The sequence below is a fragment of the Desulfovibrio sp. genome (assembly GCA_016208105.1).
GTDB lineage: Bacteria > Desulfobacterota > Desulfovibrionia > Desulfovibrionales > Desulfovibrionaceae > Fundidesulfovibrio.
In genome coordinates this window covers 15,214-38,095 of the sequence record JACQYS010000001.1, presented here as the reverse complement: position 1 = coordinate 38,095, position 22,882 = coordinate 15,214, and the positions used below count along the sequence as shown (strand labels likewise).

The following is a 22,882-nucleotide window of genomic DNA, read 5'->3' as shown; positions in this document are numbered from 1 at the left end:
GGAAGCATTGGAGCTTATGAGCAACGGCCATGCCAGCCATTCAAGTCTGGATTCATCAAGCCACATCCGACACGAGAATTTGACATTCGTGAACAACACTGCAAAAGTATTGGCCTATGCTCAATTCACAAATATTATAGACCATTGCTAATACAGGATCGTTATGCTCGCCAGAATCCTTTGCTGCCTGCTTTTTCCACTGCTCCTTGCAGCTACTTCCAGCAATGCCGCCGAGCAAAACAAACCGCTACCCTATGGCGTGTATCCTGACAGCCTGACGTACTATTATCTCTTCAAGGACAATTCCGGCGTCGTCGAGTATTTGAAATATCTCCAATCCGCACAAGTACTCGAACAAAAACCGGCCGTCGCCCCCAACATTCTTGGATTTCTTTCCGCCATCTTCTCCGAAAAACCCTCTCTGGCGTCATCCTGGGCCTCTTGCGCAGCTTTCTCCGGAAAGGCCAAGGACGTTGTCCAGCGGGCGCTATGGTTTTCAGGGAATACAAAGGTCATCTCGGATGTTTTCAAAGAATCCCCCGAATTCGCAAAAGAAAAGCCTCCTAGGTTCGAAAGCCTCACACCTAAAAAACCTGGGGGGCTGGACCTCTTCTGGGGAGCGTTCAACGCGTCTGGAAACAGCTATTTTGTGAGCAAGATCATCGATGTACTCGACAGAGAACGTAACCTCTCTGGAGACGAGAAACAGGATTACGCTACCCGTGCAGCGGCAATGTGGTCCCTGGAGAACTGCATGATGCGGCACGAGATGGTATATCGTACGGTAGTCAGGGAAGCACGCACAAGAACAGGGGAAACGAAAGAACGCCTTGATGCAATGATCTCCAGGTGCGCGACTCAATATAAACGGCTGCAAGCATCAGATGGTGAATTCTCTGCTGAAGTCTTCATGACGGACCAACAACAGGATGAAGAGTTCAACAAACCAAGCACAAAACAAATGAACTTCGCGCACAAAAGCAATGTGAAACCAGAAGAAAGATTCTCCGTTCATATTCTATTTTCCGGGATGAGCTTAGCAGACGATCTAAGCGCCGATGTCACGTATACCTTAAAGATCGAAGACCCAAATGGGAAAGTGAACTTTCCGGACACAGCAGGAAGAATCGCGGCGAAAGGTAAACTTGCATCTCGATTCATGCTGTACAATCCCCCAGGATACATCTCCTTATCTTTTAACAACAACGACATTCCTGGAACGTACAAGTTTACCGTAATGATCACAGACAATATTGGGAAGAAAACCCTTCGCCTTGAAAGAGAGATCACTTTGCTCCGCTCGTAGCACCGTCGCTTTCTTGGTTGTATTCTGGAGCGAAAGCCGAGAGCCATATGTTGGCTTGGTCCAAGATGTTGAAAACAACGCTGGGGCCAAAAGCATGCTTTCAAAAGAGTAACCCTGTCCTGCTGGACAATACATCCTGCTGGCCCTAGAGCGGTATGCTACTGCTGCAAAGCAAAGGAGACATCCGCGAACATGGCAAAAAGGGCTGCACTCTCACTGCTAGCTGTTCTCGTCCTGGCTGGTTCCCTCACTGGCTGCGCTGTCAACGTCCAACCCGGCCCACCGCCCTCTCAGCGGGTGATCATCCAGGCCCCGCCACCGCCACCGCCCCGCGAAGAGGTCATCGTGATGGCTCCCAGCCCACGTCATACCTGGGTTCCGGGGCACTGGGTCTGGCATGGTGAATGGGTATGGGAACCGGGCCACTGGTCCGTGAAACCCCACCCCCACGCCACCTGGGTGCCCGGGCACTGGGAACACCACCGGGGCGGCTGGTACTGGGTCAGCGGATACTGGCGCTAAAGAGAAAAACAAGAATCTGGAAAGCCCGGTCGCTTAGGCCGGGCTTTCATCCACCCGCGAGCTTGACCTTGAAGCCTAGCTTCGTGAGTTCCTGGAGCAAGGTGTCGCGATGGTCACCCTGGATCTCGATCACTCCGTCCTTTACGGCTCCGCCAGCCCCGCAGCGCTGTTTGAGCTGCTTGGCCAGCTTTTCGAGCTCCACCGCTGACAGAGAGAGTCCGGTGATCAGACTGACTCCCTTGCCCTTGCGTCCCTTGGTCTGGCGCATGATTCTGACAATGCCGTCGCTTTTCAGAGCGATCCTCTGGCTGTCACAGATGCAGCCTGCCACTGGCTTGCCGCACGTTGGGCAGGTCTTGCCGTGCTCGGTGGAGTAGACGGTGACGGAATCCTTGTTTTTCAACGACATGGCAACACTGGTCCCATTGAAATCGAACACGTCTGGTTACTTCGCGAAAACCTCGCCATTACTCGTCCCGATGAACCAATCCGGGGGTGAAGGCGGGCAGGCAGACGGCCACATACTCCGCGCCCCCGGGTTCGGGCGTGCTGTACTGGACCCATTCTCCTTTGGCTGCGATCACGGCTTGGCCTGGCTTGACCACTCTTTCACCTGAACGGGTCCGCACATGCAGCGCGCCGCGCAGAACCACGGAGTACTCGTCGAACTCCGGGGTCTGCCCCGGTTCGGACCATCCCTCGGGGCTCTTCATGCGGGCGATGCTGACGTGTGATGTACCGGAGTTGGCCTGTCCGACGAACTCCTCGATGATCTTAGGAGGGGCACCCGCCGCTTGAATTATCGCAGGGGACTCTATGAGATGCGCCATGGCACTACTCTCTTTTCATTTGGCGTGGTTCCGGGCTGGCTCCGTAATGGTTCGAGCACAATAATCCGCCACGGGTGCCCAGCCATGTGATGGACCGGTGAACCGCCGCAACAGCCGAGGAGGCTTTCACCTCCCCGGCCGGGTTATGCGGCAAACGGGCCTAGTAGCGGTAGTGGTCCGGCTTGAAGGGGCCCTTGGGGCTGATGCCCATGTACTTGGCCTGGGCCGGGGTCAGCTTTTCGAGCTTCACTTCCAGGCGCTCCAGATGCAGGCGGGCGACCTCCTCGTCCAGGAGCTTGGGCAGCGTGTACACGCCGACCTTGTACTTCTTCTGGGCCAGGTCGATCTGGGCCAGTGCCTGGTTGGTGAAGCTGTTGGACATCACGAAGCTGGGGTGGCCGGTGGCGCAGCCCAGGTTCACCAGCCGGCCCTCGGCCAGCACCAGGATGGAGCGCCCGGACTTCAAGGTCCACTTGTCCACCAGGGGCTTGATCTCCTCTTTTTTGCACTCCTTGGTGTTCTCCAGGTAATGCATGGCGATCTCGGAGTCGAAGTGGCCGATGTTGCAGATGATGGCCCCTTCGCGCATCTTTTCCATATGCGCGCCGGTGATGACGTCCGCGCAGCCAGTGGCGGTGACGAAGATGTCGCCCTGCTTGCACGCGTCAGCCATGGTGGTCACTTCGAAGCCTTCCATTGCCGCCTGCAGGGCGCAGATGGGGTCGATCTCGGTGACGAGCACGCGCGCACCGTAGCCCCGCATGGAGCTGGCGCAACCCTTGCCCACGTCGCCGTACCCGGCCACGACCACCACCTTGCCGGCCATCATCACGTCGGTGGCGCGCTTGATGCCGTCGGCCAGGGACTCGCGGCATCCGTAGAGGTTGTCGAACTTGGACTTGGTCACGGAGTCGTTGACGTTGATGGCCGGGAACAGGAGGTCGCCGTCCTTCATCATCTGGTAGAGACGGTGCACGCCGGTGGTGGTTTCCTCGGAAACGCCCTTGATCTTCTTGGCCCAGTTGGTGAAGCGGGTCTTGTCGGCCTTCACGGAAGCGGCCAGGCGCTCGATGATGATGGCGAATTCCTTGTTGTCCGTGGGCTTTTTCAGGATGCTCGGGTCCTTCTCAGCCTTGACGCCGTGGTGGATGAACAGGGTGGCGTCGCCGCCGTCATCCACGATGAGGTCCGGGCCGGACCCGTCAGGCCAGGTGAGCGCCATCTCGGTGCACCACCAGTAGTCCTCCAGGGTCTCGCCCTTCCAGGCGAACACGGCGGCGGTGCCGGCCTTGGCGATGGCCGCGGCGGCGTGGTCCTGGGTGGAGTAGATGTTGCAGCTGGCCCAGCGCAGGTCGGCGCCCAGCTCGTAGAGGGTCTCGATGAGCATGGCGGTCTGGATGGTCATGTGCAGGCTGCCGGCCACCTTCAGGCCCTTGAGGGGCTTTTTGGGGCCGTACTTGGCGCGCACCGCCATGAGGCCTGGCATCTCGTTCTCGGAGATGATCATCTCCTTGCGGCCCCATTCGGCCTGGGACATGTCGGCGACTTTGTACTTGAGCGACAGATCGAGCGGCTTCACTTTCATTTCGAATCCTCCATTAAGGGCCTGCGGGCGACGTATATGCCTACCTTCAGGCCCAGTTTGACGGGTTTTGTTTCCAACGTATCCAGGATCAGACCGGTCTGGTCAAGCCAGGCGGAAATTTCGTCCGGGTCGAAGCCGAGCCAGCGGTCCCCGAAGCGTTCGCGCATGAGCTCGCTTGCGTGCTTGAGGTAGTCCACCACCACCAGAGTTCCGCCCGGAGCCACCACCCGGCGGGCTTCCTTGAGGGCAGCCACCGGGTCGGACAGGTGGTGCAGAGTCAGGCTCAGCACTGCGGCCTGGGCCTCGGCGTCGGCCAGGGGCAGGTGCTCCAACTCACCCACCCGAAGGCTCGCGTCGTGAAGAGCCACCTTGCGCCGGGCCAGATCCAGCATGGCCGGGGAGGCGTCCACCCCTATGAGCCGGTCCGCCTTGGAGGCCAGAGCCAAGAGGAGTTCCCCCGGCCCGCAGCCAAGGTCGGCCATGGTGCCGCAGCGGGGCAGGCGCTCAAGGATCAGGCTGTCCAGGTCCAGATCGCCCAATACCTCTCGGCGCATGGCCTGCCAGTCCGGGGCGATGGAGTTGAAGAAGCGGCGGGTTTCGCTGTTGCGGGCGTCCAGGGCTTCCCGAGCCAGAGCCATATCCTTCTCGGGGCCGCAATTTTCGATGTATGGCTCGATGGCTGACAGCAACCCGGATTTCTCGGCTGAATAAAATACCCACAGACCGTCGCGCCTGGCCTTGAGCAGCCCCGACTCCACCAGGATTCGCAAATGGCGCGAAATCCTCGATTGGCCCATGCCCAGAACACCCACTATTTCGCCCACGTTCAGCTCAAAGCGAACCAGAAGACGAATGAGCCTGAGCCGGGTTTCGTCAGCCAAAGCCTTGAAAGCGGACAGGGACGGACAACCGCTCATCCAAGCCTCCCGGTGAGGACACGGTCAGCCAAAAGCCCCCCGGCCAAACCCCAGAAAGCCGAGCCGATGCCGAAAAAGCTTAAGCCCGACACCGTGATGAGAAGCGTGACCAGGGCGGCCTCGCGCCTGCTGGCGTCCTCCATGGCCTGGGTGAGCCCCGAGGCGATGGCCCCGAACAGGGCCAGGCCGGATACCACTGCGATCAGAGCCCCGGGCAGGGCTGTGAACACCCCCACCAGGGCAGCGCCGAATACGCCCACAGCCAAGTAACACGCCCCGCAGACCACGGCGGCCACATAGCGCCTGGACGGATCAACATGGGCCTCGGTCCCCGTACAGATAGCGGCGGTGATGGCCGCCAGGTTCACGCCGTGGCAGCCGAAGGGCGCCAAGAGTGTGGAGAAAAGACCGGTCAGGGCCACGATTGGCGTGGCCGGAGCATGGTAGCCGCTGGCGCGCATGACGCCCAGGCCAGTGGCGTTCTGCCCGGTCATGGTCACCAGAAAGAGCGGAAGCCCGAGCCCCATTATCGCCCCAAGCGTAAAGGACGGCATGGTCAGCACGGGAACGGCCAGGGAGGCGTCCACGGACGAAAAATCAAGCCCGCCTGTGATCCACGCCGTCACGAACCCGGCCGCGAGCGTGCAGACCATGGCGTAGCGGGGAGTCAGTCGCTTGGCCGCGAGGTAGGCGGCGATCATGGCACCGGCAAGAATCGGCGCGCTTTTCAAATATCCGAACACGTCCACCCCGAAGCGAAAGAGAATGCCCGCCAGCATGGCCGACACCACGGGGCCGGGTATTTTATCCATCATGGCCTGGAACATCCCACTGACCCCGAACACGGTGATGAGCGCTCCGGCCACAATGAACGCCCCGATCGCCTCCGGATAGGGATAGGCGGCCCAGCCAGCGGCCAGCAACGCCACCCCAGGAGTGGACCAGGCCGTGACCACCGGTTCGCGAAAGCGAAGCGACAGGTAGACTCCGGTGAGTCCGCTGCCTATACAGATCGCCCAGATCCAACTTCCGAGCTGAGCCGGAGAGAGCCCGGCCACGCTGGCTGCCTGAAAGATTATGGCCGCGGGGCCGCCAAAGGAAACAGCCACGGCTATCATCCCAGCCACAACGGCGCTGAGCGAGAAATCCCCAAACAAGGAGCGGTTCTTGAGCAATTGGTCCACTACGAATCTCTCTATCTTTATATCAACATATATTGATATAAAGAACTAGCGAGATTCCCACAGGGTGTCAACTCCCTTTCGGGTTCTCTTGGCGCCCACCGATCAATCAAAACCGCAGCGATCTGGCGTTTGGAGATGAGGCAAGCAAGAAGGCTGGTGGTGGATCAGACCCCATGATGGGAACTGCCGGGATCAAGAGCGATCCGAGAACGGAGCGGGCTAGCCCGTGGATGAGGCGTCACCCTCGCATGTGGCTGGCAGCGTGAAACAGAAGACGCTTCCCTTCTCTGCCCCGGGCTCCATCCAGATCTGCCCGCCGTGACGGGTGACTATATGGCGGCAGATGGCCAAGCCAAGGCCGGTACCTCTGGGTTTGTCCCTCAGGGTGTCCTTGCGTCCGTGCTGATGGAACTTGTCGAATATTTTCTCGGATTCCTCAGGGGCAATGCCAATTCCGGTGTCTTCCACACAGACAGCCACCATGCGCCCTTCGTCCGTGGGGCAGGCAGTCACCGAAACAAAGCCCGCTTCGGTGAACTTGAGGGCGTTGTCCAACAGGTTGATGAGCACCTGGAGAATTCGGTCCCTGTCGGCGCAGACCACCGGTAATACGCCCGGTATATCCACACGCAGAGACACCATCGGGCGGTATTCAAGCCTCCCCTGGACAGCCAGGACAGCGTCGCCAACTATTTCGGACAAGGATATGGGCTCGTCTCTCCAGGGCATCTTCCCGGATTCGATGCGCGAAAGGTCGAGCACGTCGTTTATGAGCCTGGTCAGGCGCTCGGATTCTTTCTCCACGATGGCCAGGTTGCGTAAAAGCCGCTCCGCCTTGGGGAACAAGATGCTCGAGGGGTCCTGGTTGAAATACTTTTCAAAATCCTTGGCGATGAGTTTGGCGAACCCCCGTATGGAGGTCAAAGGGGTCCTCAACTCGTGAGAAACCGAGGACAAGAAGGACGACTTGAGCCGTTCCAGTTCCCTGAGCTGCTTGTTGGCCTCCTCCATCTCGGCGACCTTGCGGAAAAGGGCCTTGGTGCGCACTTCCACCTTGGTCTCCAGGCGTTGGTTCAGCGCCTCCATGAGAATCTCGGCCTTCTTGCGCTGCCGGACTTCTGTCTCAAGCCTGGTCAGCGCTGTCTTAAGCTCCGAGGTCTTTTCCTCAATGAGGCGGTGCTGGGTGGCCCGGATTCGTTTCAATTCGAATTCGGAACTGACCAGCCTGCTCACCTTCTCTTCCAGGTTCGCGTTCATGTCCTGAATGCGCTGGTGCAGGAAGTGGCTTTCCAGGGCCTGGGCGGTATTGTTGAGGATGATGGACAGGATGGAGAGGGTGACCTCGGAAAGCCCTGGCGTAGGCTCCCTGAACTCGGCCACGAACATGCCCCTGGTGCGCGAAACCGTGGTGACCACGTGCAGAAGTCGCCTGGGCTCGTCCGCAACCGCCGGAGTGAGAACAGCTCGTTTTTCTCTGAGCGCGAAGGCGAAGGCGCCGTTTTCTATGCACTCCTTCGCGAATTCATCGAGCTTGGCCGCGGCTGAAGAAGGCACGCAATGTGTCATCTGGAAAGAAGAGTCGCTCTCATCCACAAGCATGATCCCCATGGAAGCGAAGGGGAGTAGCCCACCCACCCGCTCCAGGCAGAGATCGAGAATAGGCTGCGGCCCTTCGAGCCTGGCGAAACTCATTGAGAAATCGGAGAGTGCGGCGGCCTGATCTAGGGCACCCAAGGCAAGCAGTGTCGTCTCTTCCAGATGCTTGCGACTGGCACGTGCCCCTTCCATGGGCGCGGAGGGTTTTAAGATGTCAGTTCGGGACATTGCTTACAAAGATGGACTCAAGATGTGAAAACTGTTCCTCGACGCGTTCGTACACCGTGTCAGCAACACCGTGAGGAGCAAGGAGCATGCTGAACGCGGTCTGATCAAGGGGCATGATGATTGACTGGCCTCCGGAGCCGAAAAGAAGCGTTTCGGCCATGAAATCCGCTGCATGCACGATGGTCACGTCCTTGGGTTCCTGGGCGGTGAGCGGCTCGTGGTGATGCCCGGCCGCCTGCACAAGGCTTGCGGGGAGCTTCCAGCTGGCAAGCAAGGCCGCCCCGGCCGCGCCGTGATCCACACCCAGGATGCGGCGTTCGGCCGAGGTGAGGTAATCCCCGTCCACGCGTACCGCGGACAGAACCTGCCGGACATGCTCGGGAGCATGGAGAATAAAGAGCAGGAGGCCGACATCGTGCAGCAGTCCGGCCACGAAGTAGCGTTCCGTGTTGGGCAGCCCAAGAGCCGAGGCCAGGGCGCGGGCTCCGCAGGCGCAGGCCAGGCAGTGACGCCAAAAATCCTTGATATCCAGGAGGTCCTTGGGAATGCTCTTGAAAAGACCCATGACCGTAAGGCCCAGGGCAAGGGCGGAGAGTTGCTGCACGCCGATGACTGTCACGGCCCGGGAAATGGTTTCGATCCGCTGGGGGAAACCGTAGAGGGCGCTGTTGACCACCTTGAGCAGCTTGGCCGCAAGTCCCGGGTCGTTCTGGATGATATCCGCCACCTCCAGGGGAGAGGCACTGGGGTTGTCCATGGCCTGGGCCAAGCGGCCCAGCACCTCGGGCATGGCGCCCAGGGCGGGATTGGAAGCAGTCAAGGCTGTCAAGTCGATGGGGGGGAGGGATTCTTCGGACCGGGCTGGACCAGGCGCTCCGGATGGAGGGAGCTGAATCGGCACTCCGCTGTCAAGCAGGGAGGCGGTTCTCGCCACTGCGAGCTGAAACACCTCATGGATGAAGTGATTGTTAAGATCGTTCCGGGCGAGCCTGGCGGTTACAATGCCCCTGGCCTTGGCCACCAGTTCCTCGGACAAGTCTTCGCCCGGCACGTCAACCCCGCTCTCTCCTTCACCCTGGATTTCCACATCACCGATACCCCAGGCTTTGAGCACGCCGATGTAGCGGTCGTTCAGGCAGGTCCCGACGCTCATGAGCAAACGCCCGTTCACGTCCCGAACGGGGCTGGCCAGCAGTAAGCCGGGCCTGAGATCGCATACCCGCATGCACCACTCCGAAACATCTTGCGCCCAGGCGCCGGTTCAGATTCCATCACTCTCGCCAGCCGTTCAAGACCATTCCCGGCCCTTTTGTCAAGCAGCCGCACTTGGCGAGAAGCACGATACGCGCTAGGATATTCTCATGAACGACAAAGACATGCAAAGCCCTCTCGATCCCGCTGGGATAGAAAGAAAGAGTTTCGCGATAATCGATTCCGAAGTGCCTGAGCCCCGCCCTTTCCAGGATGGAGAGTGGGAGGTGGCCCGGAGGCTCATCCACACCTCCGCGGACTTTGAACTCCTGAAACTTCTGCGTTTTTCGCCCGATGCCGTCCATGCCGGAGTGTCGGCCCTGCGGTCCGGCGCGGTCATCGTCACTGACACGCGCATGTGCCAGGTCGGCATTCCGTCCCGACGGCTGGACGCCCTGGGCAGCCGCACCATGTGCTGGATGGACGATCCGGGCTTGGCCGCAAAGGCCAAGGAACTGGGAGTCACCCGGGCCAGGTTGGCCATGGACGAGGCCGTGCTCCTGCCGGGGCCTCTGGTTTTCGCCATCGGCAACGCACCCACAGCGCTCTTAAGGCTCCTGGAACTCATGGACCAAGGCAAGGTAAAACCGGAGCTGGTGGTCGGCATGCCCGTGGGGTTCGTCAACGCGGCTGAATCGAAAGACCTGCTCATGGAGCGAGACGACACCGCCTACATAAGCATCGTGGGCCGCAAGGGCGGCTCGGCCCTGGCCGCGGCCTGCGTGAACGCCCTGGCCGAGATGGCCCTGCACGCCACTGCGTACTGAGCCGCAAGGATCAAACTCAGTGGCATCCTGCTGAAATAAGGCTTGCGAGAGGCTTGATCCAGCGTTTCCCTAGACGTTGAAGAGGAAGTGCACCACGTCCCCGTCCTTGAACACGTATTCCTTGCCTTCCTGCCTGAGCACGCCAGCGGCCCGGCAGGCCGCTTCGTTGGCGTGGGACACATAGTCCTGGTAGGAGATCACCTCGGCCCTGATGAAGCCGCGTTCGAAATCCGTGTGGATCACGGACGCCGCCTTGGGCGCCTTCCAGCCCTGCTCAATGGTCCAGGCGCGGACTTCCTTGGGGCCGACCGTAAAATAGCTTATGAGGCCCAAGACCGAATATCCGGTGCGGATGACCTGATCCAGGCCCGAGCTCTCAACCCCGTAGGATTCCAGGAACTCCAGGCGCTCCTCGTCGGAGAGAGAGGCCATCTCCTCCTCCATCTTGGCCGAGACCTTCACCACCGGGGCATCCGTTTTGGCTGCGTACGCGCGCACAGCCTGCACCTGGGAACCGTCCTCGCTGAGTCCTGCTTCATCCACGTTGGCGCAATAGATAACAGGCTTGGCCGTTATTGGGCCCAGTTCGGCAAAAAGCTCGGCCATGGCGCCTTCGCCTGCCCCTTCCATGGTGGCGGCCGGCTTGCCCTCCATGAGATGAGCCAGGAGTTTTTCCGCCACAGCCAGTTTGGCCTGATGCTCCTTGCTCGCCCTGGCCTGTTTGCGCAGGCGGTCCATCCGGTTCTCCAGGACCTGGGCGTCCGCCAGAATGAGCTCGGTTTCGATGACCTCGATATCCGTCACCGGGTCCACCTTGCCGTGCACGTGCACCACGTCGTCGTCGTCGAAGCAGCGGACCACATGCAGGATGGCCTGGGTCTCGCGGATGTTGGCCAGAAACTTGTTGCCAAGCCCTTCTCCCTTGCTCGCTCCTCGGACCAGCCCGGCGATGTCGGTGAATTCCACCGTGGCCGGAATCGTCTTCTGGGGCTTGGCCATGTTGGTCAGCTTCTCCAGGCGTTCGTCTGGCACCGCCACGATGGCCTTGTTGGGCTCGATGGTGCAGAAGGGATAGTTGGCGGCCTGGGCGTTCTGGGCACGGGTGAGGGCATTGAACAGCGTGGACTTGCCGACGTTCGGTAGGCCGACGATTCCGATGGAAAGAGGCATGGGGCACCTTGGTTGCACGCCTTCACGGACTTTGGCGGCTGGCCTTGCGCCATGCCACCGGCTCACTCCGGGAAGGTTTGGGATTTCTGGCCGCACCGCGAACGCATGCGTCCCACGGAAGGCCGCTGGGCTTTACCGCGCCTTGGGCCGGGAGTCCAGCGTCGCCTGCTCCATGCGCTGCTTGGCTTGCCAGCCCGCCTTGGCTATAGTGCTCGTGTCTTGTCGCATCCGGAAAACCATGAGCAAAAACCTCTTCACCCTCTTCGCCATCCTTTTGGCCCTTGTCTTGGGGGCAGGGACCAGCCTCGCCCAGGACGTTCCCGGCGTGAGCCGTCCCATTATCGTGGGTGGCGACCGGGACTACCCGCCATACGAGTTTCTGGACAAGAACGGCCAGCCGGCCGGGTACAACGTGGACCTCACCCGGGCCATCGCCGAGGTCATGGGGATGCAGGTGGAATTCCGGCTCGGCGCCTGGGCCGAAGTGCGTACCGCCCTGTCCGAGGGCCGCGTGGACATCCTCCAGGGCATGTCCTACTCTGAGGAACGCCTTCAGGAAGTGGATTTCACCCCACCCCACACCATCGTCAACCACGCCATCTTCTCCCGGCGCGGCTCTGCCCAAGTGACTTCTTTGGAGGATATCAGAGGGTACTCCATCGCGCTGCACAAGGGCGGCATCATGCACGACACGATCCGCCTGATGGGCTTCGAGAAAGACCTGATCTTCAGCGACACCCCGGCGGACGCCCTGCGCCTGCTGGCCTCAGGCAAATGCGACTACGCCGTAACAGCCATGCTCCCAGGCATGTACATCCTCCGGGAGAACAAACTCGACAACCTCGAGGTGGTTTCCGGAACCGTGGCCACGGTTCGCTACGGCTTTGCGGTCAAAAAAGGCAATGACGTCCTTTTGGGCCGCTTCAGCGAAGGCCTGGCCATTCTGGACCAAACTGGAAAATACGAAGATATTCGGCGCAAGTGGCTGGGCGTGCTCGAAAACCGCCCACTCAAGTGGGACCAGGCACTCAAGTCCATCTCCACCGTTCTTTTGCCACTGCTTGCCCTGCTTGGAGGCACGGTCTTCTGGTCCCATACCCTGCGTAAAAAAGTCGCCGAGAGAACCAAATCTCTGAGCGACGCCCTGGAACAGCTCAACCGGAACCAGCAACAGCTGGTTCAGGCGGACAAGATGGCCGCGCTGGGCATTCTGGTGTCCGGCGTGGCCCATGAGATCAACAACCCAAACGGGCTCATTCTTCTCAACCTGCCCATGCTCAAGAAAGTCCAGGCGGACACGGCCAGAATCCTCGACGAACATCATGACGCCAATGGCCGATTCACCCTGGGCGGCATCCCCTACGACCGCATGCGCACCGAGTTGCCCGTCATGCTCGACGAGATGCTGGAAGGAGCGCAGCGCATCAAGCGTATCGTCAACGACCTGAAGGATTTCGCAAGGCTCGAAGAGGGCGCTGCCCGTGAGCCCGTGGATGTGAACGAAGCGGCCCGGAAGGCCCTTCGCCTTGTGGATGCGGTTATCCGCAAGGCCACGGATCGCTTCAGCGCCAGTTACGCCCAGGAATTGCCCAAGGTGTGGGGCAACTCCCAGCGCATCGAGCAGGTGGTCATCAATCTGGTTCTCAACGCCTGCCAAGCCCTGCCCGACCGGGACAAGGCCATTGAGGTCTCCACCCGGCACGAACCCGCATCCGGGTCCGTTCTTCTGGTCGTGCGCGACCAGGGCGTCGGCATCACACCCGAACACCTTCCCCACCTGACGGACCCGTTTTTCACCACCAAACGCGAAATCGGCGGCACGGGTCTTGGCCTTTCCGTCTCCGCTGGAATCGTCAAGGATTTGGGGGGGACTCTCGAGTTCTCAAGCTCCCCAGGGCATGGTGCCACGGTTACCCTTCGCCTTCCCGCGGTTAAGGAGGATGAACCAGCATGAACGGCGACTCCTATCCATCCTTCACGATTCTTTTGGTGGATGACGAACCCGCTTGGCTTCGTTCGCTAACCCTCACCCTGGAATCCTCGGCCGGGCTCACCAACATCATCACCTGCCAGAACAGTTCGGAGGTGTTGCCCCTGCTGGAGGAACGCAAAGTGGGCCTGGTGCTGCTGGATTTGACCATGCCCAAGCTCTCCGGCGAGGAGCTTCTTTCCCTCATTGGAGAACACCACCCGGATATCGCCTGCATCATCGTCAGCGGACTCAATCAACTGGAGAGCGCGGTCCGGTGCATGAAGCTCGGGGCCTACGACTATTTCGTCAAAACCGACGAGGAAGACAGGATTGTAAGCGGCGTTCAGCGAGCTGTACGAATGCTGGAATTGCGCGACGAGAACCGGCAGGCGCTCAGTCGCCTGGCTTCCGGCGGTCCGCTGAACCCCGAGGCTTTTTCGGGCATCATCACCCGCAGCCGCTCCATGCAGGCCATTTTCGCCTATATAGAGGCCGTGGCTCAAAGCCCTCAACCCCTTCTCATTACAGGAGAATCCGGCACGGGCAAGGAGAATCTTGTCCGAGCCGCCCACGGCTTGAGCGCCCGAAAAGGCCCTCTGATTTCGGTGAACGTGGCCGGGCTGGACGACGCCGTGTTCGCGGACACGCTGTTCGGCCATGTGCGGGGAGCGTTCACAGGAGCGGACACTCCACGCAAGGGTATGGTGGAAGAAGCGCACGGTGGAACGCTCCTGCTGGATGAGATCGGCGATTTAAGCATCCCGTCCCAGGTTAAGCTTTTACGCCTCATCCAAGAAGGCGAATTCTTCCCGCTGGGCTCCGACCAGCCCAAGAGGCTTACGGCCCGGGTCATCGTGGCAACGCACCAGAATCTGGCCGCCAAAGAGGCCTCCGGATCATTCCGCCGAGACCTCTACTACCGTTTGCGCACCCACCATGTTCACGTGCCCCCTCTTCGCGAACGCAAGGAGGACATCGAACCTCTGCTGAACCATTTTCTGGAGGAGGCTGCACAGGCCCTTGGCAAGCGAAAGCCCTCCCCGCCGAGGGAACTGGTTCAACGACTGAACGCCTACAGCTTTCCGGGCAACGTCCGGGAACTCCGGGCCATGGTTTTCGACGCCGTGAGCGTACACCGCGATCGCATGCTCTCCATGGACACCTTCAACAAGGCCATCGGACAAGCCGAATCCGAGGCAGTCCCGCTTCCTGTGAATCCCTTTTCCAGCTTCGAGCGGCTTCCCAGTTTCGCGGAAGCTGCCCAGTTTCTGGTGGACGAGGCGCTCAAACGTTCTGGTGGCAACCAGACATTGGCAGCAAGGCTTCTGGGCATATCGCAGCCCGCGCTGAGCAAGCGCCTAAAGCTCATGCGCCAGCCCGGAACCGCCTGAAAACCAGCTTGGCCGCTGTGGTCATCAAGACCGCACACGCAACGTAAAAAAAGGACGTCATGACCGCCCCTTCAGAATCCCCCGCGCCACTGCGGTGTTGCACCGTCCCGGTGCTGGCCGCCATTCTGGCCTGCCTCTTTCTTTGGGCAGCGCCTGCAGCCCGTGCTGCACTTATCGTGGAGGAGATGTCCCTCCCGGCTCAATTCGGCCCGAGTGGAGAGACCACACCGCTTGAGGCCGTCGTGGTCAGGCCCGGCGCTTCCGGACGCCACCCGCTGGTCGTTATCAGCCACGGCTCTCCCCGAAACAAGGACGACCGGCCAGGCATGACAGCCATCTCCAAGCTGCGCGAGGCCGAAGAATTCGCCCGCAGGGGATTCGTGGTTCTGCTCTTTTTACGCCGCGGCTTCGGCTCCTCGGCGGGAGGTTTCGTGGAAGGTGTCGGCTCGGGCAACAACCCCGACTATGCCGCCTCCGGGCGCAAGGCCGCCGAAGACATACGCGAGGCTATCCGGTTCATGAAGACCATGCCGTACGTGGATTCCGCCCGTATCGTCTGCGTGGGCCAATCCGCCGGAGGCCTCGCGACCGTAGCCCTGGCCGCCGACCCGCCGACAGGGGTGGTGGCCGCCATCAGCTTCGCGGGCGGCAAGGGGTCCACGGCCCCCGACGTGGTGCTCAAAGAGGAGAACCTCGTCAGCGCCTTTGCCCAATACGGCAGGACCGCGCGCATCCCAATGCTCTTCGTTTACTCCGAAAACGACCACTTCTTCGGCCCCAGGCTTTCGCGCGAACTATACGACGCCTTCACCAAAGCAGGTGGCAAGGCCGACTTCATCATGGCTCCGCCCTTCGGCGAAGACGGCCACACGCTGTTTTCGCGAAAGGGGATTCCGCAGTGGACCCCCTATGTTGATGCGTTTCTTGCCGCCCACGGGTTGAGGCTCATGCCCTCTCCGATGCCGATTGAACGGGCCAAGGCCCAGCCCCCCGCGAAGCTCGCCCAAAATGGCCGGGAGGCCTTCATGAACTATCTGGACGCCCCACCCCACAAAGCCTTCGTCATGGGAACCGACGGCCGCTTCGGATGGGCCTCAGGCAGACGCACCAGGGATGAGGCCCTTAGCAAAGCCATGGAGAATTGCCCGCGCAACGCCGACAAAAGCTGCGCGCCCGTCATGCTAGACGACCTGCCGCGATAGCGGATTGGTTCGGGCGGTGCCGGTGGGTTCGTGAGCCGCAAACACCCGGACAGATATTTCTGATCAAAAAAATCCATGCAGTATATCACTCTCAGGCTGCCTGAACCCCAATAACGTCTTGCATACCCATTCTGCGGGGAATACCTGGCAATCCATTGAAATAAAACACTTCCCCTTCGACAAGTTCGAACGGCCATAACATTTGCCATGACCGTTCGAGATCGCTCTCCCTCCCCAAGACGTATCAATCCGTATAATTCCATATAATTATAAAGAAATCGCGCTTTTGGCATCCTCCCTGCTTCGCAGATGCGGGCGAAACCACTGCCGGGAGAAACCCGAGCGTCTCGGTGGGCATCCCCTTCCCCTGTCAGGGGAGGAAGGGGGCGGCGTGGTCCGGGTCAACATGCAACGAGGAGGAGAAATGAAGCTTACCATCAAGGCTCTGATACCGGTGATAGTCGGGTTGGTGGTGTGGGCCATCCCGGCGCCGGCAGGATTGTCTTCAGGCGCATGGGCGTATTTCGCCGTGTTCGTGGGAGTTGTCGCCGCCTTGGTTCTCGAACCAATTCCCCCGGCCCTGGCGGGCATGGTGGGCGTGGTCATAGCGGCAGTATTCAAACTTGTTCCAGCCGCCCCCGGCAAAGAAGGCACTGCTGCTAGCGCCATCAACTGGGCCCTGGCCGGTTTTTCCAACAGCACAGTGTGGCTCATCTTCGGCGCGTTCATGTTCGCTTTGGGCTATGAAAAGACAGGACTCGGCAAACGCATCGCCCTCTCGCTGATCAAGGTCATGGGCAAGCGCGCTTTGGGCTTGGGCTATGCCGTGGCCCTGGCGGACCTCATTCTGGCCCCGTTCATGCCTTCCAATACGGCGCGTAGCGGTGGCACTCTCTACCCGATCATCAAAAACATCCCGCCGCTCTACGGCTCCACACCGGACAATAACCCCCGCGGTTTAGGCGCCTATCTCATGTGGACCGCCCTGGCCACCACCTGCGTCACGTCCTCCATGTTCCTCACCGCTCTGGCGCCCAACCTGCTGGCCCAGTCCCTAGTGGAAAAAACCGCCAAGGTGGCCCTGTCCTGGAACGACTGGTTCATGAGCTTTTTGCCAGTTGGTATTATTCTGTTCGCGATAACCCCTCTGCTGGCTTATGTACTCTACCCGCCTACCAAGAAATCCTCTGACGACGCTCCCATCTGGGCAGGAGCCGAGCTGGCAAAGCTTGGTTCTATCTCCCTAAAGGAGATCCTCATGGCTTGTCTCGCCGTGGGCGCCCTGCTTTCCTGGATATTCCTGGACAAGCAGGTGAACGGAACCACCGTGGCCCTGGCCGCCATCTGCGTCATGTGCCTGTGCAATGTGGTCAGCTGGGATGACGTCTTGGCCAACAAACAGGCCTGGAACGTGCTGGCCTGGTTCGCCACACTTGTCACCCTGGCCGAAGGCCTTTCCAAAACAGGTTTCCTGGATTGGTTCGCCAAGTCGGTTTCCGGCTCCATGCAGGGTCTTTCCCCCACCGCAACAATGCTCGGCCTGGTGGTGCTGTTCTTCCTCAGCCACTACATGTTCGCCAGTGTCACCGCACACGTTGCGGCCATGCTGCCGGTCATGCTCGCCGCGGCCATGGCCGTTCCCGGGCTCAACATCCCGCTGGTTTCAATGCTGCTGTGCTCTACGCTTGGCATCATGGGCATCATCACCCCTTATGGAACCGGCCCCTCCCCCATCTATTATGGATCGGGCTACATCAAGGGCAAGGAGTTCTGGGTTCTGGGCTTGGTGTTCGGCATGGTCTATCTGGGAGTGTTCCTCTTGGTCGGCTTCCCCTGGAATCTCGCCAGGGTGTAAACGGCGTAAGCCCATCCTCTTTGCGCCGCCCTGGCCCGGTTTGAGCGAACCGGGTCAGGGTCAGGCCGAAACCGGGTTCTTCTCCTGGCCGTCTCCGGCCCAATCCTCAAGGAGCATTGATGAGGACCATCCCAGCGCGGACCATAGTCGAGGAGGTGGCGGCCATGTGCATCGCGGCCAACCGCTGCCTTCCACCGGACATTCACCGGGCCTTCCTGCGTCATCTGGCCACGGAAACCCCCTTGGGCAAGGAGGCGCTGCGCCAGCTCATCGACAATGCCGAGCTCTCGGGCAATCTGGGACTGCCTCTGTGCCAGGATTGCGGCCTGGCTGTTTTTTTCGTGGAAAAGGGCGAGGATGTGAGCGTAACGGGCATGTCCCTCCGTCAGGCCATAAATGAGGGGATGGTCCGCGGATACCGCGATGGATTTTTGCGCAAATCCACCTGTGACCCTTTCAGCAGGGTGAACCGGGGCGACAACACTCCTGCGGTCATCCATTTCGACGTGGTTGCGGGTAACGGTTTACGGATCGTGATGAACGCCGAGGGAGCCAGTGCTGACAATGCCTCGCAGGTGGCCATGATGCCCCCGGATATGAGCTGGGAACACATCCGTGACTTCGTGGTCGGGTGCGTGTCCAGGGCCTGCCACGATGTTTGCGCCCCGGTGCTGGTTGGAATCGGAGTTGGCGGCAGTTTCGAGTTAGCCGCACTAAACGCCAAGAAGGCGTTGCTCCGCTCACTCGACGACGTCCACCCTGTCCCGAATGTGGCGCTCATGGAGGAAATGCTCATGGAAGCCCTCAACAAGCTCGGCACCGGCCCTCTTGGGCTTGGCGGCCGGACAACGTGCCTGGGCGTCAAGGTCCTGACCGCGCCCTGCCACCCAGCCTCCACCCCCTTGGCGGTCTACGTCCAGTGTCATTGCGCCAGACGCAGGGAAATCACTCTGTGATACGGCCGCACCGGCTCATCACCCCCCTTGCCAGAACAGATGTGCGGAACTTGCGCGCCGGAGACGTGGTCTACTTGACCGGAACGGTGTACGCCGCTCGCGAACAGGCCCACATGCGGCTGCTGGATGATCTGGATAAAGGCCTGCCTCCGCCTTTTGATCTGCAAGGGGCCGTCATCTACTACGTGGGGCCAAGCCCCATGACTCCCGACCGCCCCATTGGGGCCGCAGGACCCAGTTCCGCCAGCCGGATGGACCCTTTCGCTGAGCGGCTCCATTCCCTCGGGGTCCTGGGCACCATCGGCAAAGGGCGGCGCTCCCCAGCTGTGCGTCAGGCCCTCATAGACCATAAGGCCATCTACCTGGGTGCCACCGGTGGCGCAGGAGCCTTGCTCTCACTGCGTATCAGGCAAGCCACCCCCATCGCCTACCTTGATCTCGGTCCTGAAGCGGTTCATATGCTTGTGGTGGAGGACTTCCCGCTTGTCGTGCTCTACGACAGCCAAGGGGGGGACCTTCATGCGAACGCGGACCTGAACGCCGCCCTCTCCAGCTGATCCATTACTTTTCAAAGAAACACGAGCGGCTGGCGGTGATTTCTCCGTCCGCATCTGATAGAATGTCCTGAACCGTTTCCACTCTACGGAGGCAACCGCATGCTCAGGCGAGTATCCATCGCCGCCCGGCTCTTCGGACTGGTGGGTCTCGTGATTTTCTTTGCCGTGGCGGCGCTTGTCTGCGCCACTTTCATCTCCGTCAGGTTGGAGAAGGTCGTGGTGCACCACACCCAGGACACCATGCTCCAAGGGGAAAAAAGCAAACTCAAGGCCGCCGCGCATTCCATGGCTCTGACCCTCGGGGAAGCCCTGAAATTCGCCCGGAGCGACTACGAGAAAAAGGCGCTGGTAAGGGAGATCCTCAACCCGGTCCGCTTCGAGGACGACTCGTCGGGCTATTTTTTCGTCTACCAGGGAACCACCAACGTGGCCCTGCCTCCGCGCTCCGAGCTCGAAGGCAAGGATCTCAGTGACTTCGTGGACGCCAACGGCGTATACTACGTACGGGAGCTGGCACGTCAGGCAGGAGCCGGCGGCGGATACGTTCACTACGTATTCCCGAAACCATCAGGCCCGGAAGAGCGCAAGCTTTCGTATTCCGAGATGATCCCCGGAACGGACCTCTGGGTGGGAACGGGCGTGTACATCGACAACGTTGCCCGGGAAGAAGCGAAGATTGCGTCCGAGATTGGGGGGCTCTTCAGCAAGGCCGCAACCGTGTCGGCCGTGCTCTTCATTATTATGGTGGTGCTCCTGTGCGCTCTCTGCCTCGCCATCGCGCACAGTGTGGCCCGGCCACTTCTTGAAGCCACCAATGCTGCTGAACGCATCGCCGCGGGGGATTTCGACATCCGTCTGAGCGCTACCGGGAGTGACGAGGCCAGCCGCCTTCAGGCCGCGCTCATCAGCATGTCCGATGTCCTTCGCCAGAACATCAAGGAGATCCAGGCTCGCCGGGAGGAAGCGGAGGAAAAGGCCGCACTGGCCCAGCAAGCGCTTCTAGAAGCCCAGCGAGCCGGCCGCGAAGTGGTCGCCCAGGTGGCGCTGCGCATCGAGAGTTTGCAGAAAATCTCCTCCGCTGTGGCACACCAGCTCCGCAACCCAACCACCATCATCGGCGGACTGGCCGGGCTTCTCATGAAAAAGCCCAGCCTCAAGCAGCAATACCTGGAGTATCTGGACGGCATCATAGCCGCCGCCATGCGTATCGAGCGCATCACCGCAGCAGTGAAGGAATACAGCGCAATCCATCTGGCCCACCTGGCGGAAACGTCGGCCGGAGAGATTCTGTCCGAAGCGCACATGGCCGGTGAAGAAGCGGCCCGCAGCCTCGGCAGGAAGGTGACCTGGGAGGTCGAAGGCGGGGACCTTCCCGTTTTCGCGGACAAGAGCCTATTAGCCATGGCCCTTCGGGAAGTCGTGGTCAACGCGGTGGAAGCCTTGCCGGACACAGGAGGCACCGTGCGCCTTGAAGCCAAGAAAAGCGATACCGGCTGTGAGATCGCCGTGACCGATGACGGCCATGGTATCCCCGAAGCTGAACTTCAGTACGTGCTGGACCCTTTTTTCACCACCAAGGCTGTGGGTGTGGGCATGGGACTAACCAAAGCCCACCGGGCCGTGCAGGAACATGGCGGGACAATGGAAGTCCAGAGCGTGCCGGCCCAAGGGACGACTGTTACCCTGATCCTGCCCGCCATGTAAGAATAGACGCCTGAGCAGTGCCCTCCAGACGGCCTACTCCCCCTTGATCGGCTTGCCCTGCAGGTAGTCCTTGCCAAGATACTGCACCATCTCGGGGTCTGAAAGCAGCATGCTCAAGGACTCGGACAACACGTCGTTTATGAACTTGGCGTTGGCGTTCTCGTCCGGGGCGGTGACCAGCTCCTTCTCCTGGCTCACCGGGAACGAGCCTTCCCAGGTGCCAGGCCCGTTGACCACGCGCGCGGACAGGACGCACTTGGCGGAAATCTTGCGGGTGACCGTCAGACTCTGGGCCGAGTACTGCAATTCACGCAGGGTGATCACCAGGGAAAGCGGAGCGCCGTCCTTGTAGGGGGCGGGCTTGAAGCCCAGTTCCGAGAGGGTGCGTTCGGTGGCCTGTCCCAGGCTCTTGGTCAGGTCTCCTTCCACGGTGATGGGCGCGGTTCTGGAACCGTCCGTGTTGCGGTAGCCTATGATCTTGTCGCCGCGGGCGTCGACCACCTTCAGGGCCACTGTTTTTCCCTTGCCCACGTTGCCTGTGGGGGCCTTCACTTGGGGAACCAGGCTCACGCTCTGCGGAGGCACAGCGGAACAGCCTGCAAGAATAGCAAACGAAACAAGCACCGCGAAGGTGGCAAGAAAACGCTTCATCACTCTTCCTCCTTCATCTTGGCGGTAAGAGCCCACATGGCTTCCACCAATTCCTCCAGCCCATTGCCGTGTTTGGCGGAAATGAACCGGATGTCCAGGCCCCGCTCCCTGGCCGCGGATTTGAGTTCCTCAAGCCGCTCCGGGGAGAGGGTGTCTATCTTGTTCACGGCGCGCAATTGCGGCCGTTTGGCCAACTCGGGATCGTAGAGGACGAGTTCGTCGTCCACCAGGCTAAACCCAGCGAAGGGGTCATCCCCGCTTGTTTCCTCGGCTGCCAGCAGATGCACGAGCGCCCGGGTGCGGGAGACGTGTTTCAAGAAGTCGTGCCCCAGGCCCTGGCCCTCGTGCGCTCCCTCGATCAGGCCCGGGATGTCGGCGGCAACCAGCTGCAGGCCGTCCTCGCCCATGATGACGCCCAGGTTCGGGGTCAGGGTGGTGAAGGGATAGGGAGCGATTTTCGGCTTTGCCGCGGACACGGCTGATATGAGCGTGGACTTGCCAGCGTTGGGCAACCCGATGATGCCGATCTCGGCCAGCAGGCGAAGTTCCAGGCGCAGGCGCTTTTCCTCGCCCGGCTCGCCTGGCTGCGCGAAGCGCGGAGCCCGGTTGGTGGAGGTCTTGAAGTGCATGTTGCCCTTGCCCCCCCTGCCGCCCTCGGCCGCCACCCATTCCTGGCCGATGTCGGTCAGGTCCGCGGCCAGACGCTCACCGTCCTCGCTCAACTCGTAGACCAGGGTTCCCCTGGGCACTTCCACCACCAGATCATCGGCGTTCTTGCCGTTGCACTGGCTGCCCAGGCCCATTTGGCCGTTCTTGGCCGCATAGCGGCGCTTGAGGCGCAGGTCGTACAGGGTGAGCAGGCTTGGGGAAACGCGAAAGATCACGTCGCCTCCCTTGCCGCCGTCCCCGCCGTTGGGACCGCCGAAGGGGATGAACTTCTCGCGCCTAAAGGCCACGCATCCCCGGCCGCCCTTTCCGGACTCGACCGTTATTATTGCTTCGTCCACGAATCGCATTGTTATGAACCTCTTTACCGAAGCTGGTGGCGATACGGCGCTTGGCCCGCTGCGTCAAGGCTTCGGTCCGCCACCGGGAGGTTTTTTCCCCATAAGCGCCAGGGCCACGAACAATATCGCGACCACAATCCCTATAAGCACGGGAGAATCCGCGTCCATTGGCCTTCCTAGTCCCCTGGTGAAACCAAGTCAAACCAGCTCGGGTGGCGCCCCGTGGCCCTT

At 60.7% G+C, this 22,882-nt stretch carries 20 protein-coding genes; 10 read left to right on the top strand and 10 right to left on the bottom strand.

Annotated features, from left to right (window positions below):
- Positions 1 to 163 precede the first annotated feature (163 nt).
- Both HY795_00195 and HY795_00190 read left to right on the top strand, forming a co-directional pair.
- Entirely contained in the window at positions 164 to 1,306 is a 1,143-nt protein-coding gene (locus HY795_00195; GenBank protein ID MBI4803637.1) for a hypothetical protein, read from the top strand.
- A 192-nt stretch (positions 1,307 to 1,498) separates the two neighbouring features.
- The gene (locus HY795_00190) at positions 1,499 to 1,828 is read left to right on the top strand and encodes a YXWGXW repeat-containing protein (GenBank protein ID MBI4803636.1); all 330 of its coding nucleotides are present in this window, start codon (positions 1,499 to 1,501) and stop codon (positions 1,826 to 1,828) included.
- Positions 1,829 to 1,874: 46 nt separating this feature from the next.
- On the opposite strand, the gene HY795_00185 is transcribed toward HY795_00190, so the two are convergent.
- From HY795_00185 to HY795_00155, 7 genes are all read right to left on the bottom strand, one after another.
- Complete coding sequence (locus HY795_00185; protein MBI4803635.1) at positions 1,875 to 2,237, bottom strand: translation initiation factor Sui1; 363 nt, start codon at positions 2,235 to 2,237, stop codon at positions 1,875 to 1,877.
- Positions 2,238 to 2,295: 58 nt separating this feature from the next.
- Positions 2,296 to 2,658: a cupin gene (locus HY795_00180; protein MBI4803634.1), complete on the bottom strand. Its 363-nt coding sequence runs from the start codon at positions 2,656 to 2,658 to the stop codon at positions 2,296 to 2,298.
- A gap of 160 nt (positions 2,659 to 2,818) precedes the next feature.
- Entirely contained in the window at positions 2,819 to 4,243 is a 1,425-nt protein-coding gene (locus HY795_00175; protein ID MBI4803633.1) for an adenosylhomocysteinase, read from the bottom strand.
- Positions 4,240 to 5,160, bottom strand: a complete 921-nt coding sequence (locus HY795_00170; GenBank protein MBI4803632.1) for a metalloregulator ArsR/SmtB family transcription factor — start codon at positions 5,158 to 5,160, stop codon at positions 4,240 to 4,242. The genes HY795_00175 and HY795_00170 overlap by 4 nt, the downstream gene beginning before the upstream one ends.
- Complete coding sequence (benE, locus tag HY795_00165) at positions 5,157 to 6,317, bottom strand: benzoate/H(+) symporter BenE family transporter (GenBank protein MBI4803631.1); 1,161 nt, start codon at positions 6,315 to 6,317, stop codon at positions 5,157 to 5,159. Before benE ends, HY795_00170 begins: the two co-directional genes overlap by 4 nt.
- 246 nt (positions 6,318 to 6,563) lie before the next feature.
- Positions 6,564 to 8,168, bottom strand: coding sequence for a hypothetical protein (locus HY795_00160; protein ID MBI4803630.1), 1,605 nt, complete (start codon positions 8,166 to 8,168; stop codon positions 6,564 to 6,566).
- The gene (locus HY795_00155) at positions 8,155 to 9,393 is read right to left on the bottom strand and encodes an HDOD domain-containing protein (GenBank protein MBI4803629.1); all 1,239 of its coding nucleotides are present in this window, start codon (positions 9,391 to 9,393) and stop codon (positions 8,155 to 8,157) included. The genes HY795_00160 and HY795_00155 overlap by 14 nt, the downstream gene beginning before the upstream one ends.
- 136 nt (positions 9,394 to 9,529) lie before the next feature.
- Here HY795_00155 and HY795_00150 point away from each other — a divergent pair, with 136 nt between their 5' ends.
- A complete protein-coding gene (locus HY795_00150; protein ID MBI4803628.1) occupies positions 9,530 to 10,186 on the top strand; it encodes a precorrin-8X methylmutase in 657 nt (218 codons plus the stop codon).
- A gap of 69 nt (positions 10,187 to 10,255) precedes the next feature.
- Here HY795_00150 and ychF read toward each other — a convergent pair whose 3' ends face one another.
- Positions 10,256 to 11,356, bottom strand: coding sequence for a redox-regulated ATPase YchF (ychF, locus tag HY795_00145; GenBank protein ID MBI4803627.1), 1,101 nt, complete (start codon positions 11,354 to 11,356; stop codon positions 10,256 to 10,258).
- A gap of 238 nt (positions 11,357 to 11,594) precedes the next feature.
- Here ychF and HY795_00140 point away from each other — a divergent pair, with 238 nt between their 5' ends.
- From HY795_00140 to HY795_00110, 7 genes are all read left to right on the top strand, one after another.
- Positions 11,595 to 13,310 (top strand): transporter substrate-binding domain-containing protein, encoded by a 1,716-nt coding sequence (locus HY795_00140; GenBank protein MBI4803626.1) that lies wholly within the window; start codon positions 11,595 to 11,597, stop codon positions 13,308 to 13,310.
- Positions 13,307 to 14,719 carry a sigma-54-dependent Fis family transcriptional regulator gene (locus tag HY795_00135; protein ID MBI4803625.1) on the top strand — a complete coding sequence of 471 codons (1,413 nt, stop codon included), beginning with the start codon at positions 13,307 to 13,309 and terminating at the stop codon, positions 14,717 to 14,719. Before HY795_00140 ends, HY795_00135 begins: the two co-directional genes overlap by 4 nt.
- Positions 14,720 to 14,778: 59 nt before the next feature.
- Positions 14,779 to 15,921, top strand: coding sequence for an alpha/beta hydrolase (locus HY795_00130; protein ID MBI4803624.1), 1,143 nt, complete (start codon positions 14,779 to 14,781; stop codon positions 15,919 to 15,921).
- Between the two features lie 424 nt (positions 15,922 to 16,345).
- Positions 16,346 to 17,776, top strand: coding sequence for an anion permease (locus HY795_00125; GenBank protein ID MBI4803623.1), 1,431 nt, complete (start codon positions 16,346 to 16,348; stop codon positions 17,774 to 17,776).
- 119 nt (positions 17,777 to 17,895) lie between these two features.
- Positions 17,896 to 18,732: a fumarate hydratase gene (locus HY795_00120; GenBank protein ID MBI4803622.1), complete on the top strand. Its 837-nt coding sequence runs from the start codon at positions 17,896 to 17,898 to the stop codon at positions 18,730 to 18,732.
- Positions 18,732 to 19,289, top strand: coding sequence for a fumarate hydratase C-terminal domain-containing protein (locus HY795_00115; protein MBI4803621.1), 558 nt, complete (start codon positions 18,732 to 18,734; stop codon positions 19,287 to 19,289). The genes HY795_00120 and HY795_00115 overlap by 1 nt, the downstream gene beginning before the upstream one ends.
- A gap of 99 nt (positions 19,290 to 19,388) precedes the next feature.
- Entirely contained in the window at positions 19,389 to 20,993 is a 1,605-nt protein-coding gene (locus HY795_00110; GenBank protein MBI4803620.1) for a cache domain-containing protein, read from the top strand.
- A 33-nt stretch (positions 20,994 to 21,026) separates the two neighbouring features.
- On the opposite strand, the gene HY795_00105 is transcribed toward HY795_00110, so the two are convergent.
- Entirely contained in the window at positions 21,027 to 21,644 is a 618-nt protein-coding gene (locus HY795_00105; GenBank protein ID MBI4803619.1) for a hypothetical protein, read from the bottom strand.
- Positions 21,644 to 22,660: a GTPase ObgE gene (gene obgE, locus HY795_00100; GenBank protein MBI4803618.1), complete on the bottom strand. Its 1,017-nt coding sequence runs from the start codon at positions 22,658 to 22,660 to the stop codon at positions 21,644 to 21,646. The genes HY795_00105 and obgE overlap by 1 nt, the downstream gene beginning before the upstream one ends.
- Positions 22,661 to 22,882: the final 222 nt, after the last annotated feature.